The sequence below is a fragment of the Bacillus cereus genome (assembly GCF_002567495.1).
Lineage (GTDB): Bacteria > Bacillota > Bacilli > Bacillales > Bacillaceae_G > Bacillus_A > Bacillus_A cereus_AQ.
Window position 1 is genome coordinate 6,263 of record NZ_NVAP01000042.1, and the last position, 21,350, is coordinate 27,612.

The window sequence follows — 21,350 nt, forward strand, 5'->3', positions numbered from 1 at the left end:
CTCTCTACTTGTCCGTTAATAAAAGGGATCTCTCCTTTATTCCTTCAAATTCATTTAGTAGATACATAGCTATTTTTTCAACTGCAGGGGAATCCACTAGTTCTTCATGTGATCCAGGGACTGAATACCTATTTACTCTTCCTTTTAATAAAGGTCCCCAATCCGTAAACAACTCTTTTCCTTCCTCAGCACTAAAGTAGAGAACTTCTCCAGAATATGGTATTAAATCATGCTCTGCCATTATGTTCAGGCATTTCCTATGCGCATTGATAACTTGCTTCAAATTCATAAGATCTGCATCAGGCGGGAGTACTCCTTCCATAATTAATTGCTCCACAAGCATGTCTTGTTTATGGACGAGGCCCTCATCCTGCTCAGTAAGATCTCTAGGAATGAAATGCTCATATATATATGAGAGCATATCCTCACTTGTTTTATAGTCCTGCTCTGAAGGTACTTTTGTATCCATTAGTACCAACAACTCAACTTCCTCACCTTGACTCCTTAGTACAGTTGCGACTTTATAAGCAATTGCACCGCCTAAAGACCATCCTCCGAGACGATATGGACCTTCTGGCTGAACACATTTTATTTCTTCGATGTAAAATTGAATTACTTCCGGCAAGGTCAACTCGTCAATTTCTTTCTTTTCTATAAGAGGATTCTGTAAACCATAAAATGAACAATGGTTCTTAAGTAATCTTGCTAATTGAATGTAACAGAATACATTCCCCATAAACGGATGAACGCAGAAGAAAGGTCTTTTTTCTGATTCTTGCAGTGGAACCAGCGCTGATACTGATTTCGCCATATCATGCTTATCACGAATAAGGCATGCGATTCCTTCCACTGTTGGATTCTTAACCAATGTAGACACCTTAATCTCTTTTCCAAACTCCTCCCTAATTTTTGAAACTAATTTAATTACAAGGAGAGAGTGTCCCCCTCTATTAAAGAAATCATCATTTACATAGACATCTTCTATCTGTAACACATCCTGCCAGATTTTAATCAACTGATATTCAATTTCATCCCTTGGAATGATTGGTGTAGAGAAGTTATTTTCTCTTTGAATAGTTAAATTGTTCAATGCCTTTCGATCAACTTTTCCATTCGTTGTAAGAGGAATCTCGTCTACCTTAATAAAGTGTGCGGGAACCATATAATTCGGTACTTGTCTCTTGAGATATTCACGCCAATCATGCATACTTCCATCTCCAACTACATAAGCAACCAATCTCTGCTCTCCTAATTTATCCTCTGTTACCAAAACTACTGCTTCTTTTACCAATGGATGCCTCTCTAGATTCGCTTCAATCTCTTCAAGTTCAATACGAAAGCCCCTAATTTTCACTTGATTATCAATTCTTCTCAAGTAATCTAAATTACCATCAGGTAAATAACGAACCAAATCTCCCGTACGATATAAACGCTCTTCTTCATTAAATGGATGACGGATAAATCGCTCTGCTGTTAATTCTGGACGATTCAAGTATCCTCTCGCTATACCTGCACCACCGATATATAGCTCACCTGTTACACCAACTGGAACAGGTAACAAACTTTTATCCAATACATAAGTTTGAACATTCGGCAACGGACGTCCAATTGTAACGCTCTTACTATCTGTTTGAATATGATAACACGTTGCATCAACCGTACATTCTGTAGGACCGTATACGTTATAAAAATCAATTTTTTCGGTCTCTACTAGCTGTTCCCATAATGACGGCATGATTGCTTCACCACCGACTAATATCTTACTTGGTACATGAACATCAGCACTTATTTCTAGCAATCCTCCATCTATAAGTAATTGAAGTAATGAAGGTGTCATATCAAACATTTCCAATTTATTCTCCCTAATATAGGACACAAATTGTTCCGGATTAGTGCGAACTTCACTTGGGATAATATATAAACTTGAACCATAAAGCAACATTTGTAATTGCTGAATAGATACATCAAAGGCAATTGACGCATTCAAACCGACGCGCATATTACTAGGTATCTCATGTGAGAAAACTTCTTTTTGTAAACCATAGGATAGGTTTATTACAGAATGGTGCTGTACTAAAGCACCCTTTGGATTCCCTGTCGAACCAGAAGTATAGATAACATACGCTAAGTTTTCCCCTGTTACCTCACATATTGGTGAAAGTTTACTTTCTTGAGAAAGCATTGCTTGGTCCCTATCTAGGCAAACTGTCTTGATGTCTTTAGGTATCCATCCTAGTAATACCTCATTTGTAACTAACACTTGAATGCCTGTGTCTTCTAAAATATATCGTAGGCGGCTTTCCGGATTCGTTGGATCCAATGGAACATAGGCTGCTCCAGCCTTCCAAATTCCCATGAGACCAACAACCATCTCAACTGATCGATCAAAGCAGAGGCCAACTAATGACTCTGCCCCAATTCCACATTTCTGTAAATGATGGGCTAATTGATTAGCTCTTTCATTTAGCTCCCGATACGTTAGTTGCTGTTTTTCATCAACCACTGCCACCGCGTCAGGTGTACGATTTACTTGCTCTTCGAATAGTTGATGAATCACATTCTCCTGTGGATAGGATATAGCATTATTATTCCATTCTTCCAATAACTTTCTTTGTTCAGCTTCCGTAATATATACCAAATCTGACAGAGTCTGATCAATGTTTTTGACCATTTTCATTAACACTTGGTGTAAATGATCCAGCATTCGTTCAATTGTTACTCTATTAAACTTACTACGGTCATACATTAACTTTAACGATAACTGGATTCCTGGAACTACAGCCAACCCTAATGGGTAATGGGTTTGTTCTACTCCTTCCAATTCACCAATTTCCAGATTTTCTGAAGACTCCTCTTTCACTGGATAATTTTCAAACACATATAAACTATTGAACAGCGGTGTTCCTCTAGGAACTTCACTCCACCCCTGAATCTCTGTCAAAGAAGCATACTCATATTGTCTTCTTTCTATCTCTTCCTCTTGTATCTTCTGCAACCAATCTATTACTTTTATATCATCCATCAATTGAATTCGCGTCGGTGACGTTGTAATAAAAGGACCTACGATGTTTTCAACATCAAAAATCTCCGTAGAACGCCCTGAGCTTGTTACACCAAAGACAATGTCATTTTCTCCACTATACCGGCTCATAAGATATGCCCATGCACCTTGAATTACTGTACTCAAAGTAAGTTTATTGCGTTTCGCCCATCCTTGTAACGCTTGAGTCTGCTCTTCTGATAAATTCGTAACCTTCTCTGTGTAACCTTTTTCTTCCTCTTTACTTTCTAATCCCAGCAAAGTTGGTGCAGTAAAACCTTTAAGCTTTTCTTTCCAGAATTGTTCCGCCTGCTCCTTATCTTGTTCTCTGAGCCATTGGATATATTTTTTATATGGTGAGGATTTAGGTAACTTTACAACTTCTCCATTCATTCTCTTCTGATAGACAGTAAGTAATTCATTAAAGACCAATGGTAAACTCCATCCATCCAGTAAAATATGGTGATGTGTCCAAACAATCCGATATTCTTCCTCACCTTCTTGAATGACCGTTACACGCATCAATGGCGCTTCATCAAATTGGAAGGCTTGTTTTCGATCTAATGCCAAAAAGACTTTTCTTTTTCCTTCTATCTCTTCAGTTGTCATTGTACGCCAGTCTTCTTTGTTCACTTTAAATGGGATATTTTCATACACCACTTGTAAAGGTTCTTCAATTTCGTCCCAAACAAATGCTGTGCGAAAAATTTCATGCCGCTGAATTACAGATTTCCACGCCTGCTCAAAAGTAGGAATATCCATTTTCCCTTGAATCATAAAACTCAATTGCACTATATACGGAGCAACATGTTCATCCCCTTGGTCATGCAATGTGTGGAAAATCATACCTTCTTGCAAAGGTGATAGTGGATATAAATCAGTAATCTGATTGTTCTTTCCACGATGCATTTTGTTTAGTACATTTGTCAAACCTTCTTGGCTAAGATTAGCCATTGCAAAATCCGAAATGGTCAGTGCAGATTCTCTATCTGAAGATTGAATCAATCTACTCAGTTGATATAGCATATTCTGTGCAATACTTTGAATCGTTGATTTGGCAAATTGTCCAACATTGTATACCCAAGTGAATTGAAGTTTTCCATCCGTTACAACCCCAATTACATCAATTACATGCGATCGCTTGGAACCGGCAGCATGATCTAAACGCTTAAATTCGTTCTCCGGAATAAACATTGCACCGCTAGAAAACATTTGGTCAAATTGTCCAAGATAGTTAAAACTAATAGACGGTGTATATTTGGAGCTTAATTGCTCACACATTGTTGCGTTCATGTAACGCAACACCCCATAATCAACACCCTTATTAGGAATTTTGCGAACTTGTTCTTTAACTGCTTTTAATGCTGCAATTGGCGTATTAGTATTAGTAATATTTAAATGAACTGGGTAAATACTTGTAAACCATCCCACGGTTCTCGATAAATCAACATCTTCAATAATCTCTTCTCGACCATGCCCCTCTAAATCTACGCTTAATATCGGCTGCCCCGTACATGCTGCTGTAGCTTGTACCAATGCTGCTAATAATACTTCATTGATTTGGACACGGTGAGTGCTTAAAGTCTCTTGCAATAACATACGGGTCTCATTCTCGTTTAACACCACAGTAATTTCCTCAGTTACTGCGCTTACTGGATTACTTATAGTACCATCTACTGGCAGTATAACTACGTCTTGTTCAACCTGCTGCTCCCAGTAATGTAGCACTTCTTTTGATATTCCAGTTTGAGCGTAATGTTGTAATTTCTCCGACCATTCTTTAAAAGATGTACTCTTCATAGGTAATTGAATTTTCTGCCCTTGGACTGCTTGCGTATACGCTGTTTGCAAATCTTCCAATAAAATCCGCCAAGAAACACCATCCACGGCTAAGTGATGAATTGTCCAAAATAATCGGCCAGCGTGCTCACCTTCATCAAAATACACCATTCTCATTAAAGGACCATCATGTAAATTCAATCTTTCTTGTGCAACATTAATCTCTTTTTGAATAACTTCATGCCAATCCGCTTCCGGCACTTCGTCTAATGAAATGACAGTCAGCATCAATTGTTCTTCAATTCCTTCATTCCACTGTTCCCAAGTCCCATTAGGTAAACGTTCATATCTTAAACGCAGGGCATCATGATGAAGTAGAAGGTTACACGCTACCTTTTCCAGTGATCCTATGTCCAATTTTTCTTTCGTTCTAAAGAACATGGATTGATTCCAATGATGTGGATTAGGATGATTTTGTGCAAAAAACCTTTGCTGAATAGGTGTAAGTATCGTCTCTCCAGTTATAATTCCTTGTTCAGCTTGTACACCTTGTTCTTCTTTGACTACTTGCGCCAACTCAGCAATCGTTTGGTGTTCAAATAGTTGTTTTGGTGTCAACTGTAAACCAGCTTGCTTTGCGCGAGAGACAATCTGAATGCTAAGAATTGAATCTCCACCAATTTCAAAAAAGTTATCATAAATACCAATACGTTTTGAACCTAGCACACGTTCCCAAATCATAGAAAGCTTATGTTCACGTTCATTTCTTGGGGCCGCGTAGCCTTCTTGTGTTCCTTGATAATCTGGTATAGGTAACGATTTCCGATTAACCTTTCCATTTATGGTTAGCGGTAATTCTTTCATTTCGACAAAGTAGGAAGGTATCATATGGATTGGCAGTTTTGTTTTAAGATACTCTCGCCATTCTTCTACACTACCTTCGCCCACTACATAAGCTACTAACCTCTTATCTCCCGACTGATTTTCCCTAACTATTACAACTACCTCTTTTACCAAGTCATGCTCTTGTAAAGTCGACTCAATCTCCCCAAGTTCGATTCGAAATCCTCTAATCTTCACTTGATTATCCATTCTTCCTAAGTAGTCTATATTACCATCAGGAAGATATCTCACAAGATCGCCTGTTCTATATAACCTCTCGCCTTCTTTGAATGGATGAGAAATAAATCGTTCGGATGTTAACTCTGGACGATTCAAGTACCCCCTTGCTAGACCTGCTCCTCCGATATAAAGTTCGCCCATCACACCAACTGGAACTGACAACCTATTTCTATCTAATACATAAGTTTGGACGTTAGGCAATGGACACCCAATTGTTACTCTCTTACTATCTTTTTTGATATGATAGCATGTTGCATCAACCGTACATTCTGTAGGACCATATACATTATAAAACTGTATTTTATCAGTCTCTACTAGCTGTTCCCATAATGACGGCATAATCGCTTCACCACCAACTAGTACCTTACTTGGAACATGAACGCCATCGCACGTTTCTAACAATCCGACATCTATAAGTAATTGAAGCAATGAAGGTGTTATATCAAAGATTTCTAACTTGTTTTCCCTAATATAAGCTACAAACTGCTCCGGATCACTTCGTACTTCATTCGGAATAATATACAAACTTGAACCATAAAGCAGCATTTGTAATTGCTGGATAGATGCATCAAAGGCAATTGACGCATTTAAACCGACATGCATGTTAGATGGTATCTCTTGTTCGAAAACCTCTTTTTGTAAACCATGCGACAAGTTTAGTACAGAATGATGCTGTATCAAGACACCCTTTGGATTCCCCGTTGATCCTGAAGTATAGATAACATACGCTAAGTCTTCTCCTGTTACTTCACATTTTGGTGAAAGAATGCTTTCTTGTGAAATCATTCTTTGATCCCTATCTAGACAAACTATCTTCATTTCTTTAGGTATCCAATCTTCCAATGACTCGTTCGTAACTAATACTTGAATTCCAGTGTCCTCTAAAATATATCGTAGGCGACTTTCTGGATATGATGGGTCCAATGGAACATAGGCTGCTCCAGCCTTCCAAATCCCCATAATACTAACAATCATCTCAACTGAACGCTCAAAGCAAAGTCCAACTAATGATTCATTCCCAATTCCGCATCGCTGAAGATAGTGGGCCAATTGATTAGCTTTTTCATTCAGCTCTCGATACGTTAACTGCTGTTTTTCATCTACCACTGCTACCGCATCAGGTGTACGATTTACTTGCTCTTCAAACAGCTGATGAATCGCACTTTCCTGTGGATATGCTACAGCATTATTATTCCAATTCCCCAACTGTTTTTGCTGTAATTCTGATAATATAGGTAACTTAGCTAATGATTTATCAGGATTCTCCACGATTACATTCAACCAGTTTCCAAAATGTTCAGCCATGGATTCAATAGTTAAGCTGTCAAATAAATCAGTTCTATAAACAAAAGTAAGTAATAAACCCTCTTCCACTTCTGCAGCAGTTAAACTTAAATCAAACTTAGCGATTGGAGCGTTACTTTCCATTACTTCTATATTTCTTCCATGTAGTTCTGGTAGCTCTTGTCCCGTATTTTGCAAAGTAAACATGGTTTGGAAAATCGGCGAATGGCTTGTATTTCGTTCTGGTTGAATAACCTCTACAATTTTCTCAAACGGAACATCTTGATACTCATACGCCTTCAATGCTTTTATCCGCACTTGAGACAACAACTCTTGAAATGCCGGTGCATTACTTAAATCAGCTCGATAAACCAAGGTATTGACAAAGAAACCAATCAGTCCTTCAATTTCTCGATAATTTCGATTTGCAATTGGGCTGCCAACAATAATATCCGTTTGTCCCGTATAACGAGCAAGGAAACTTTGATACGATGCCAATAAGGTCATGAAAAGTGTGGCCCCTTCTTGACGACTTAGTTCGTTTAATTTATCCAGTAATGAGCGCGATAACAAAACATTATGAGTTAATCCATGGTGGGTTTGCACTGGCGGACGCGGACGATCCATTGGCAACATTAAGACTGGTAACTCACCAAATAATTCTTCCTTCCAATATGCAAGTTGTTGATTTAGTACTTCATCTTTCAACCATTCTCTTTGCCACTGAGCAAAATCGGCATATTGAACTGGTAGTAGTTCCAGCTCTGCTTGTTTTTCACCAATCGCATTCTCATAAAATGTCAACCATTCTTGGAGCAAGATTTCCATCGACCATCCATCTGATATAATATGATGCATATTACACAGAAGAACCCATTCTTCTTCTGAAATTCTTATGATTTGTCCACGGAACAATGGCCCTTGTTCTAAATCAAATGGAGATTCCACTTCAGTTTGAATCCATTGCTCCAGCTTTCTTTCTCGCTCCTCTAATGAAAGCTTAGTTAAGTCCATTTGCAGAAGCGGACGGAAAACGTACGGTTGAATCTGCTGCATAGGATGGCCATCCTCTTCATAAAATACAGTCCGCAAAGATTCATGACGCTCTATCAACTGATTCCATCCCAACTCCAATGCCTCAGGTAACCAATTCCCTGTAAGACGGCATGCCATTGGCATATTATAAAGTGCACTATTAGGTGCAAATTGATCAATAAACCATAAGCGCTGTTGAGCATAAGATAGTGGAATATTATTTCCGCGTTCCATCGGCACCAATGGTGGAATTTCTCGTTTTTCGCTCCCCTTACGTAACTGATCTATTCGTTTCGATAATGCCTCGACCGTTGAATATTCGAACAGTTCACGTACTGGCAATTTGATTTGAAAGACTTCCTGTAAGCGTGAGACCACTTGTGTAGCAAGTAGAGAGTGACCACCGAGCTCAAAGAAAGAATCCTGAACATCAATGTCCCTTATTCCTAGCACTTGACTCCACACTGAAGCAATAAGTTCTTCCAGCGGAGTTCTTGGGTATACAGTATTTTCAGCGGATTGTTCACTAAGTATAGGCAATACCTTCAAATCAAGTTTTCCATTCGGTGTAAGTGGTAAAAATTCCATCTCAATAAAGTTTGTTGGAACCATGTAATTAGGTAAATGTGTTTGTAGATGTTCTCGCCATTCATGGACACTTCCTTCACCAACTACATAAGCTACTAATCTCTTATCACCTTGATTATCCTCTCGCACCAATACAACAGCTTCTTTCACAGAAGAATGCGCCTGCAAAACAGCTTCTATTTCTCCCAATTCAATCCGGAAACCACGAATTTTCACTTGGTCATCTATACGTCCATGGAACTGGAGATTACCATCAGAAAGATAACTTGCTTTGTCTCCTGTATAATAGAGACGTTCTCCTGACTTGAAAGGATGTGGAATAAATTTTTCCTTTGTGAGATCCGGACGATTAGCATATCCACGTGCAAGACTCTTCCCTCCAATATAGAGATCTCCAATTACACCAATTGGTACTAGCTGAAGATGAGAATCTAACACATAAACTTCTGTATTCGCAATCGGTCGACCAATCGATGGCGTACCTGTTGTCACTCCTACAGGTACATAACAATCTGTGGTAACGACTGTATTTTCCGATGGACCATACTGATTAATTACCGCAAAAGGAATATCGCTAGATGGATATTGCGTTAATTGATCCCCGCCAGTAAGGATAAAACGAAGATCTGTTTTATCTGGCCAAGATAATTTCAAAAGTCTTTCCAGAATAGGCGTAGGTGCAAAACTAGCTGTTATTCGCGAATCAATGAGCCAGTCCCTTAGTGCTTCTGGATTGATTCTCAGTTCCTCTGTTGACAAATAGAGTGCTGCACCAGCAGTTAGATACGGCCAAATCTCCTGGACAGCCGAATCAAAAGCAATCCCCGCAATCTGAGTCGCACGATCCTCTTCTGAAATACGATAAACTTCCTGATGCCAAGAAACCATATTCATTAATGAGCGATATTCAACCATGACACCCTTTGGTTTTCCAGTAGAACCAGAGGTATAGACAATATACGCTAAGTTCTCTGAATTTATCTGACGTGTAGGTGGGATTATGCTTTCCGCTGTTAATTCTTCTAACCTCACCATTTCGACGTGAGCGAAATGGCCATCTTGTCCTTCCGCCGTCACTACAAATTGAATTTCTGCATCTTCAATCATGTATTCTAACCTTGATTTTGGATACAACGGATCTAAAACAACATAAGCTCCACCAGCTTTTAAAATGCCTAGTAAACTTGCCATGAGCTCAGCTGACCTCGGAAGATAAACTCCCACCACTGACTCTGGAGCGACTCCCTTTCGCTGTAAAGCATTTGCCAACTGATTTGCTTGTGCATCCAGTTCACCATAAGTCCACTCTTTTGTTTGATCAACTACGGCAATCGCATCAGGACGCCTTGCTACTTGTTCCTCAAATCTGTCGCAAATAAGACCCTGATAGGACATTTCCATTACAGTGTCATTCCATGTTTCTAATAACAAAGTACGTTCGGGTTCCGATAGCATGCTCAGGTCATGCAACGGATTTTGCGGGCGATGAGAAACTTCATGTAGCCATTTCTCAAAGTGTCCTGCCATCCGTTCAATAGTAGTAGCATTGAATAAATCCTTATTGTATTCAAAAGTAAAACGCAATCCCTCTTCCGTCTCAGCTACCATTACACTTAAATCAAACTTTGCGATTGGACTATGGCTTTCTATCATTTCAATACTTCTACCAGATAACACCGGGAACTCTTGTTTCATATTTTGCAAGATGAACATAGTCTGGAAGATTGGCGAATGACTTGTACTTCGCTCTGGTTGTACAACTTCTACAATTTTTTCAAATGGAATATCTTGATATTCATACGCCTTCAATGCCTTTTGACGAACCTGATACAGTACATCTTGAAATGTCGGTCGACCACTCAAATTAGCTCGATAAACCAGCGTGTTGACGAAGAAACCAATTAGTCCTTCAATTTCTCTATAATTTCGATTCGCAATTGGACTTCCGACCAGAATATCTTCTTGTCCCGTATAACGGGATAGAAAACTTTGATATGCAGCTAACAGCGTCATAAAGAGTGTAGTCCCTTCTTTGCGACTAAGTTCGTTCAATTTATCATGTAGCGTGCTTGGCAGAACCAAAGTATATGTCGACCCGTGATGAGTTTGTATTGCGGGACGCGGACGATCCATAGGAAGTTGAAGTACAGGAAGCTCCCCAGATAATTCTTCCCTCCAATATTGGAGTTGTTGATCAAGCACTTCCTCCTTCAGCCATCCTTTTTGCCACTGAGCGAAGTCGGCATATTGAACCGGTAACGGTTCAAGTTCAGCTACCTTTCCATCCGTTTCTTTCTCATAAAATGCCATCCATTCTTCAAGTAGGACTCCCATTGACCATCCATCTGAAATGATATGATGTAGAGTACAAAGGAGAATCCATTCTTCCTCTCCCACGTGCAAAATACTTGTTCTAATTAATGGACCCTCTGTTAAATCAAATGGCATTTCTGTTTCTTGTTGAATTAAACGTTTAACTTCTTCTTCTCTGTCTTCAGGAGAAAGCATAGTTAAATCCGTTTTCGGAATTGATTGAAAAGCATACGGTTCAATTTGCTGTACGGGTTGACCGTTCACTTTATGAAAGACCGTCCGCAATGATTCATGACGTTCTATTAGTTGATTCCATCCCGTTTCCAATGCTTCAAGTAGCCAACTCCCTGTAAGGCGGCATACCATTGGCATATTATAAAGGGCACTATTAGGTGTAAATTGATCAATAAACCATAAGCGCTGTTGGGCATAAGATAGTGGAATAGTTTCCCCTCGTTCCATTGGCATTAGTGGCGGAATCTCTCGTTTTCTATCTCCTTTACGTAACTGCTCTAATCGCTTTGCCAGTGACTCCACCGTTGCATACTCAAATAGTTCACGTACTGGTAATTCGATTTGAAAGATTTCCTGTAAACGTGACACTACTTGAGTAGCTAGTAGTGAGTGACCACCGATTTCAAAAAAGGAATCCTGAACACTAATATTTTTTATACCTAACACTTGGCTCCATACGGAAACGATGAGCTCCTCCACTGGTGTTCGTGATGAAGTAATATCTTCACTTATGAACTGTTCTTCTAATTCCAGTAATGCTTTCCGATTCACTTTACCATTTGGAGTGAGTGGCATCCCTTCAATTTTGAAAAAGTATGCCGGAACCATATAATGTGGTAATTGCTTCTTGAGATATTCACGCCACTCTCCAGTATCTCCTTCGCCCACTACATAAGCTACTAACTGCTTATCTCCTGGTCGATCTTCCTTCACCAACACGACTACCTCTTTTACAGATGAGTGATCATGTAAAGCTGCTTCAATTTCTCCCAATTCAATTCGGAATCCTCTAATTTTAACTTGGTTATCTATTCTTCCAATATATTCTAAGTTACGATCATTTATATATCTAACCAAGTCACCCGTTCGATATAATCGTTCCCCGTCCTTAAAAGGATGCGGAATAAAACGTTCAGTAGTTAAATCCGGTCGATTGAAGTAGCCACGTGCTAATCCTACTCCTCCAAGGTAAAGTTCCCCTGCCACACCAATCGGGACCACTTGTTGATATTGATCTAACACATACAACTCTGTATTATCAATCGGACGACCAATCGGAATAAGCATTGGTTCTTTTTCTAAATCACAATCGTAATAAGTCACATCCACAGTCGCTTCAGTAGGACCATACAAGTTAATTAACTTTGTTTGCTGAACATTGTAAAAGATCCCCTTAAACCGGCGAACCTGCTCAGTGTTTAACGCTTCTCCACTAGTAAAAACTTGAATTAAAGACGATACATCCCTTTTCGAATTATATAGTTCCATATAATCTAAGAAAGTAGATAACATCGACGGAACAAAGTGCATGATGGACACACGGTATCGTTCAATATACTCCTCAATCACCGCAGGATCTTTCTCTCCTCCTGGTGGAAGTAAACAAACACGTGCTCCTACAAATGACCACCAAAATAATTCCCAGACAGAAACATCAAACGAAAACGGTGTCTTTTGTAGGATTGTATCCTCCTCGGACAATGGGTATTTTTTCTGCATCCACTGTAGGCGATTGATAACAGAATGATGTTCAATCATTACCCCCTTTGGATTTCCCGTCGAACCCGAAGTGTATATAATATAGGCTAAGTTATTTGCTGTTACTCCACTCACCGGAGCTAAATTACTCTCTTTAGAAATCATTACTTGATCCTGGTCTAAACAAATTGCTTGAATATCTTTAGGTAACCAGTCCTGTAGTGCCTCTTTTGTTAACAGCACTTGAATTTGTGAATTCTCCAAAATGTATCTCAGGCGGTTTTCGGGATAACTTGGGTCCAGTGGGACATAAGCCCCACCTGCTTTCAAAATCCCAAAGAGACCAATAATCATATCAGGAGAACGTTCAATACATATACCGACTAATGATTCAGGTCCGATACCTCGTTTTTGTAGAAAATGTGCCAATTGATTCGATTTTTCATTCAGTTCTTGATACGTTAGCTTTCCACCCTCATAAACTACCGCCACTGCATTAGGTGTACGTGCAACTTGCTGCTCAAATAGCTCATGAATCATACAATCATGCCCATAAACTACGTCCGTATCATTCCATTCTTCTAGGAGTTGTTTTTGCTCAGTATCCGATAACATTGACAGCTTTGTATATGATTCATCTGGATGATACGTGATTTCATTTAGCCAGTTCTCAAAATGTCCTGCCATACGTGCAATGGTACTACTATCAAATAAATCCGTGTTGTATTCAAATGAGACGAATAGACCTTCTTCCACTTCATAGGCAGTTAAGCTCAAATCAAATTTAGCAATAGACATATTACTTTCTACCATTTCAATACTTCTATCAGGCAAATCTAGTCGTTCTTGTTTTATATTCTGTAGCGTAAACATGGTCTGAAATATAGGGGAATGACTCATGCTTCGTTCAGGTTGCACAGCTTCTACCACTTTTTCAAATGGTATATCTTGATATTCGTAAGCTTTTAACGCCTTTTTCTTTGTTTGGTTCAAAATCTCTCGAAAAGTAGGGGTGCCACTCAAATCTGATCGGTAAACCAACGTATTAACAAAGAAACCAATTAATCCTTCTACTCCCTTATGGTTCCGATTTGCAATCGGACTACCAACTAGGATATCTTTTTGTCCCGTATAACGAGCAAGAAAGCTCTGGTATGCGGCCATTAAAGTCATAAATAAAGTAGATCCTTCTTGTCGACTTATATCCTTCAATTGACTGAGCAATTTATAAGGAAAAATTACATGATGCGTAGCCCCAGAGTAAGTCTGCTTAACCGGTCGAGGTCGATCCACTGGCAGTTGTAAGATAGGAAGTTCACCAGACAATTCTTCCTGCCAATACGTAAGCTGACGATTTAGCACATCACCTTGCAACCACTCCTTTTGCCACTTCGCAAAGTCTGCATATTGAATGGATAGTGAACTTAATTTAGCAGGATTTCCGCCCGTTTCTTCTTCATAGAAAGCAAGGAATTCATTCATGAATATACCAATGGACCAAGCATCAGAAATAATATGATGCATCGTACACTGTAATAACCATTCATCCTTCTCTAATTGAACAAGCTGATTACGAATTAAAGGACCATTCATTAAATCAAATGGTTCTTGCGCTTCTCTCGCAATTAAACTATCTACCTCTTTTTCTTTTACTTCTAGAGGAAGTTGAGAGTAATCTCTTACAGGTAATGCTCTAGGAAGGAATTCGACAATTTGTTGCACAGGTTGTTCTCCTACTTCTTTAAAAACAGTTCGTAATGATTCATGGCGTTCAATGAGTCGATTGAATCCCTTTTCTAATGCTTCAGGTATCCAATTTCCTTTTAGATGCCATACTGTTGGAATATTATATAAAGAACTGTTTGGGTTAAATCTGTCCATAAACCACAAACGTTGTTGTGCATAAGACAACGGGAGTGCTTCTTTATTCTCCTTTTTTTGCATTTGCTTCTGAAGCCATGCTCTCTTCTCAGGAGAAAGTGAACTCAGCTTTGCAAGTAAATCACTTCTCATTTTTTTACCCCTTCCTCAATCAAATTACTCTCGAATATCCCTTGTGCTTCTTCCTCTGATAGCTCCTCTAATTGCTTAAGTAGTTCCAGTAATTCTTCATCATTACTCACTTCTGCTTCTTTTTGAACATAGTCTTGAAGACTTACATTCTCCTTACTATCATTCTGCATTTCTTGATTTTTGTTATCGAGCAATTGATCAATCTGTTCTGCCAATTGCTGCACCGTATGAAACATAAATAAATCATGCAATGGTATCTCGATTCCAAAAGCCTCTTTAAGATTGGAAACAGCTTGCGTAGCGAGTAGTGAATGGCCACCAATTTCAAAAAACGAATCTTGAATTCCGATGTTTTCCATACCTAAAACTTCATGCCATATCGAAACGATTGTTTTTTCCGTAGACGTACGAGGAGCAATATAACCACTTGCTATCTCCTGTCTCTCTGGTGCTGGTAAGGCCTTCCTATCAATTTTCCCATTAGGAGTGAGTGGAAATGCATTTAATCCAACAAAATAGGCTGGGATCATATAATTTGGTAGTTGATCCTTGAGATAATCACGCCACTTTTGAGCATCCCCGCCTCCTACAACATAGGCGATCAAACGCAGATCGTCAGGATAATCTTCCCGCACCATCACAATAGCTTCGTTAACTAATGTATGCCTTTGTAATGTCGCTTCAATTTCTCCTAGTTCAATCCGGAACCCACGAATTTTTACTTGATGATCGATTCGTCCAACATACTCCAAATTTCCATCCGGCAAATACCTTACTAAATCTCCCGTCCGGTATACTCGCTCTCCTTCTTTAAACGGATGCGGTATAAAACGATTTTTCGTTAAGTCAGGTCGCTTTAAATATCCACGTGCTAATCCTGATCCACCAATGTATAGCTCACCAACTACACCAATTGGAACCATTTTTTGTTCCGCGCTCAGTACATATACTTCTGTATTGAATATTGGTTTACCAATTGGTGGGACCCTATGCATGACACCATTTTCTAATTCCATATACGTGGAATACGTAGTATCTTCGGACGGTCCATATAGGTTGTACACCTTTTCAATCGTACTTCTCTCGTATAAATCTTGAACAAGCGAATATGGCAATGGTTCTCCAGCCAAATTCATCACCTTTACCGAAGAAGGGATTGTTTTTGCTCGAACCAGTTCCTTTGCTGCCGATGGCACAGTATTAACCAAAGTTACACCTTTGGAAGACAACTTCTCTAGATGTAGAGCATTTTCAGTGACAATCACCTTACCACCCATCGTTAAGGGAACAAATACCTCAAAAACGGATAAATCAAAAGATAGCGAAGTTGAAGCTAACACTCCCGCTAATTCCTTTCGGGAATACGTGTGATGCGCCCAATGAATCATTGTTACTGTATTCCTGTGCTCAATCATTACTCCCTTTGGATTTCCAGTGGAACCTGAAGTATAAATAATATAGGCTAAATTATCGCCCGTCACTTCACTCGTACATACCGTAGTTACTTCTTGTTCTATTTCTGCTCGATTACGATCAATACAAATCACGTTGACGAATTTAGGTATAAACATTTTTTGTTGTAACTTTTCCTGTGTCACCAGTACCTTTATTTGAGCATCTTCTAAAATGTACTGCAGTCGACTTTCCGGATACGCTGGATCAATTGGGACATATGCTCCTCCCGCCTTTATAATTCCTAAGAGACCGACAATCATCTCGGATGAACGTGTAACGCAAATGCCAACTAATGATTCGCATGTTACACCATTTTTTCGTAAATAATGTGCCAACTGATTCGAGCGTTCGTCCAACTCTCGATATGTTAGTTCTTCATCTTCGCACACTACTGCAATTGCTTCTGGTGTTTTTTTCACCTGTTCTTCAAACATTTTATGAATCGTACTTTCTTCCATATCTATAACACGCGATTTATTCCATTCCTCTAGTAGTTGCTTATATTCTACTTTCGATAACATATTCAGTTCTGATAGTACACATTTTGGATGAGAGACAATTTGATTTAACCAATGTTTAAAATGACTTGCCATACGTTCAATGGTTGTATCATTAAACAAATCAGTATTATATTCAAAGGTTAGTGATAATCCTTCTTCCGTCTCAGAAGCAAATAAACTCAAATCAAATTTGGCAACAGAAGCATGGCTTTCCATGAGTTCCATTTGTCTTTCAGATAGCTGAAGAAACTCTTGTTTCGTATTCTGTAAAGTAAACATAGTTTGGAATATTGGTGAATGACTTGTATTCCGTTCAGGTTTTACGGATTCTACCACTTTCTCAAATGGGATGTCCTGATACTCGTATGCTTTTAGCGCTTTTTTTCTTACCTGCGACAAAAGTTCTTGGAACGTCGGATTTTCACTGAAATCAGCTCGATAAACCAACGTATTTGCAAAGAATCCTATTAATCCCTCAATCTCTTTCACATTTCGATTAGCGATTGGGCTTCCAACTATAATGTCGTCCTGTCCTGTATAACGAGAAAGGAAGCTCTGATACGCTGCCATCAATGTCATAAATAAAGTGCATCCTTCTTGCAGACTTAAATCTTTGAGCTTTTCCTGTAGGGAATTCGCCACTATTAAGGACTGACTTGCACCACGATGGGTTTGAACTGCAGGTCGAGGACGATCCATCGGTAATTGTAAAACCGGTAGTTCCCCAGATAATTCTTCCTTCCAATATTGAAGATGCTGATTCAAATTCTCCTCTTTTTGCCATTCCTTCTGCCACATGACAAAATCTGCATATTGGATAGATAACTCCTTCAATTCCACTGGTTTTCCGGTTAGTGCTCCTTCATAAAAAGCCATCCATTCTTCAAGTAAGATTCCCATTGACCATCCATCTGAAATAATATGATGCATCGTACAAATGAGAACCCATTCTTCCCTGTCCACTTTCAAGATTCGTGTTCGAATCAGAGGACCTTGTCCCAAATGAAATGGTTCCTCCGCCTCTTTTTGAATAAGGCGTTTCATTTCTCTTTCCCTATCTTCCAAAGAAAGATCTGTAAGATTCGTTTGAGGAATATGTCTGAACACATGAGATTGAACCTGTTGAAAAGGTTCACCCTCTTGTTCTAGAATTGTAGTCCTTAATGATTCATGACGCTCCAACAATTGATTCCATCCGGCCTCCAATGCTTCAATTGACCATTTACCTGTTAAGCGACACGCTGCATGAATATTGTACATAGCACTATTTGGCATTAATTGATCAATAAACCATAGACGTTTCTGCGCATAGGAAAGTGGGATAACTTCTTCTCGTTTCATAGGTACAAGAGGAGCAACCTCTCGTTTTTTATCTTCTTTTCGTAACTGATCCACTCGTTTCGCCAATGCTTCCACTGTATCGTGCTTAAAAAGTTCACGTAATGGAATTTTAATTTGGAACAGTTCTTGCAATCGAGAGACGATTTGAGTAGCAAGTAGTGAGTGCCCACCACGTTCAAAGAAGGAATCCTGAATACCAATATTTTCTGTTCCTAACACTTGACTCCAAACCGAGGCAATAAGCTCTTCCGATGGCGTCCGGGGTAGCACATTTAAATCTTCAATAGCTTGCTCATCAGGTGCTGGCAAGGCCTTTCGGTCAATTTTCCCATTTGGAGTAAGCGGGAAATGTTCTAACTCTATAAAGTGCGCTGGAATCATATGATTCGGTAATTGGTTTTGTAAATACTCTCTCCACTCTTGGGTATTTCCATCGCTTATTACATATGCAACCAATCGTTGATCATCTGGACGATCTTCTCTAACTAATACGACAGCCTCTTTAATAAACGAACATTTTTCTAAAGTGGCTTCAATTTCTCCTAATTCAATCCTAAAACCACGCATTTTGACTTGATGATCCATTCTACCTATAAATTCTATATTTCCATCAGTTAGATATCTTACTGAATCTCCTGTTCGATATAGTCGTTCCCCCAATCGAAATGGGTGCGAAACGAATTTTTCAGCAGTAAGATTCGGACGATTTAAGTATCCACGTGCTAAACCAGCACCACCAATATATAACTCACCCTCAATTCCTATTGATTGCAAGCGTTGATTTTGGTCTAATACATATAATTGCGTGTTCTGTATTGGCTGCCCAATAGAAACAAATTCTTGATTAGACTGAATATCAAATGCATTGACATAAATAGTGGCTTCAGTTGGGCCATAAAAGTTGGTTAATTTCACTTGTCCACTATAATTCCATTTCTGCTGAAATCGTCTAACTAACCCTGAACTTAGTTCTTCCCCACCAGAAAATACATGGCGCACGGACGAACAATTCATGTTCAATTCAATATGGTTGAAGTGATCTAAGAAAACAGATAACATCGAAGGTACAAATTGAACTATGGTAATCTGATGTTGTTTAATCACTTCAGCTATAATAGAAGGATCTTTTTCTCCACCTGGAGGTAGGAAAGATACACTTGCACCAACGTGAATACCCCAAAACAATTCCCAAACAGAGACATCAAATGAGAATGGCGTTTTCTGCAAGACCACATCCTTTTCAGAAAGCGGATATTTATGTTGCATCCATTCTAGATAATTAATTACTGAATGATGCTCAATCATTACTCCCTTTGGATTCCCTGTAGATCCTGAAGTATACATAACATACGCTAAACTTTCTCCTGTTACACCACTTATACATGGGGTTGATTCCTCTTTTTTAATTGCAGTATAATCTTTATTCATACAAATCGTTTCAACTTTTTCAGATACAAACAAATTTTCAGAATCCTTTTCCGTCACTAGTACTTCGATTCCAGCATCATCTAATATATATCGAAGCCGACTCTCTGGATAAGTAGGGTCAAGTGGAACATACGCTGCTCCTGATTTTAGAATACCTAATAACGCTATCATCATTTGTAATGAACGTTCCATATATACCCCAACTAGAGACTCTGGGCCTACACCACGCTTTTGTAAATAATGAGCTAGCTGATTTGCACGCTCCTCTAACTCTTTATAGGTAATTTGTTCATTTTCGTAACTAGCCGCGATTGCTTCCGGCGTTTTTTTAACTTGCTCCTCAAACATCGTATGAATCATGCCTTCAGCCGAATAATTAACTTGAGTATGATTCCATTCTTCTAGTAACTGTATCTGTTCTTCCGCTGTTAAATGAGTAATTTCAAATAGTTTTGAATCTAGGCTCTTCGTCATCTGAATTAATATTTGCAATAAGTGATTCTGAATCCGATTTATTGTTTCTTCATTAAAATAGCTTCGATCATACATCAACTTTAAAGTAATTTTCTTATCGGGCATTACAATAAGTGTTAAAGGATAATTTGTTTGTTCCGCACTTTTAACATCTAGTAATCTTAAATCATCATTTCTCTCACCTTGAATTGGATAATTTTCAAACACATACAAGGTATGAAATAAGGAGCTATTTCGCGGAACCTCACTCCACCCTTGAATATCTATCAACGAATTATACTCATATTGTCTTCGTTCCATTTCTTTCATCTGTATTTTACGAAGCCAATCTACTACTGATGTATTATCCGTTAATCGAATTCTAGTAGGTAATGTGTTAATGAATAGGCCTACCATATTCTCTGCTCCTACCAAATCAGTAGGACGACCAGAGCTAGTTACGCCAAATACGATGTCACTTTCACCGCTATACCTACTCATCAAATACGCCCATGCCCCTTGTACTAATGTATTCAATGTTAATCGACTATTTCGTACCCACTCTTGTAAATTCTCAGTGAGTTCCTCAGATACCTGATAAACACACTCTCCATAGCCCTTCTCCGAATCCTTCCTTTCCATCGCTAATGGCGTGGGTGCATAGAACCCTTTTAATTCTTCTTTCCAAAATTCCTCTGCTTGACTTTGATCTTGTTTATTTATCCACTGGATATATTTTTTATAAGGAAGAGGTTTAGGAAGATTCAACAATTCTCCCCTTATCATCTTGAGATAAACTTCCATCACTTCACTAAAGACCAATGACACACTCCATCCATCTAGCAAAATATGATGATGTGTCCAGATAATTCTCGTTTCCTCTTTTGCTTCTTTAATCGCAGTGACTCTCATCAATGGTGCTTCATCCAATAAAAATCCTTTTCTACGATCTGCATTCAAAAACTGTTGTAATTTCTTCGCCCTTTCCTCATGTGGATGGGCGCTCCAATCCTCTTGATGAATAGTAAAAGGAATACGTTGGTAAACCGCTTGTAGTGGTTTTTCTACTTCTTCCCACACAAATACTGAACGTAAAACCTCATGTCGATGTATAACATATTCCCAGGCCTTTTCAAAAGTAGCAACATCCAATTGCCCCCCGAGCAAGAAACCTACTTGTACAATATAGGAAAAAGAATGTTCATCATCTTGATCGTATAAAGTATGAAATAGTATTCCTTTTTGCAAAGGTGATAAACCATATATATCAATAACGTCTTCCATTT

The 21,350-nt window shown here is 38.9% G+C and carries 2 protein-coding genes; both read right to left on the bottom strand.

Features of this window, described 5'->3' with window-relative positions; translation table 11 throughout:
• Positions 1–4: 4 nt before the first annotated feature.
• Positions 5–14,887: a non-ribosomal peptide synthetase gene (locus COK05_RS20080; RefSeq protein WP_141539176.1), complete on the bottom strand. Its 14,883-nt coding sequence runs from the start codon at positions 14,885–14,887 to the stop codon at positions 5–7.
• Positions 14,884–21,348, bottom strand: a complete 6,465-nt coding sequence (locus COK05_RS20090) for a non-ribosomal peptide synthetase (RefSeq protein WP_098613956.1) — start codon at positions 21,346–21,348, stop codon at positions 14,884–14,886. Before COK05_RS20090 ends, COK05_RS20080 begins: the two co-directional genes overlap by 4 nt.
• Between the last annotated feature and the right edge of the window lie 2 nt (positions 21,349–21,350).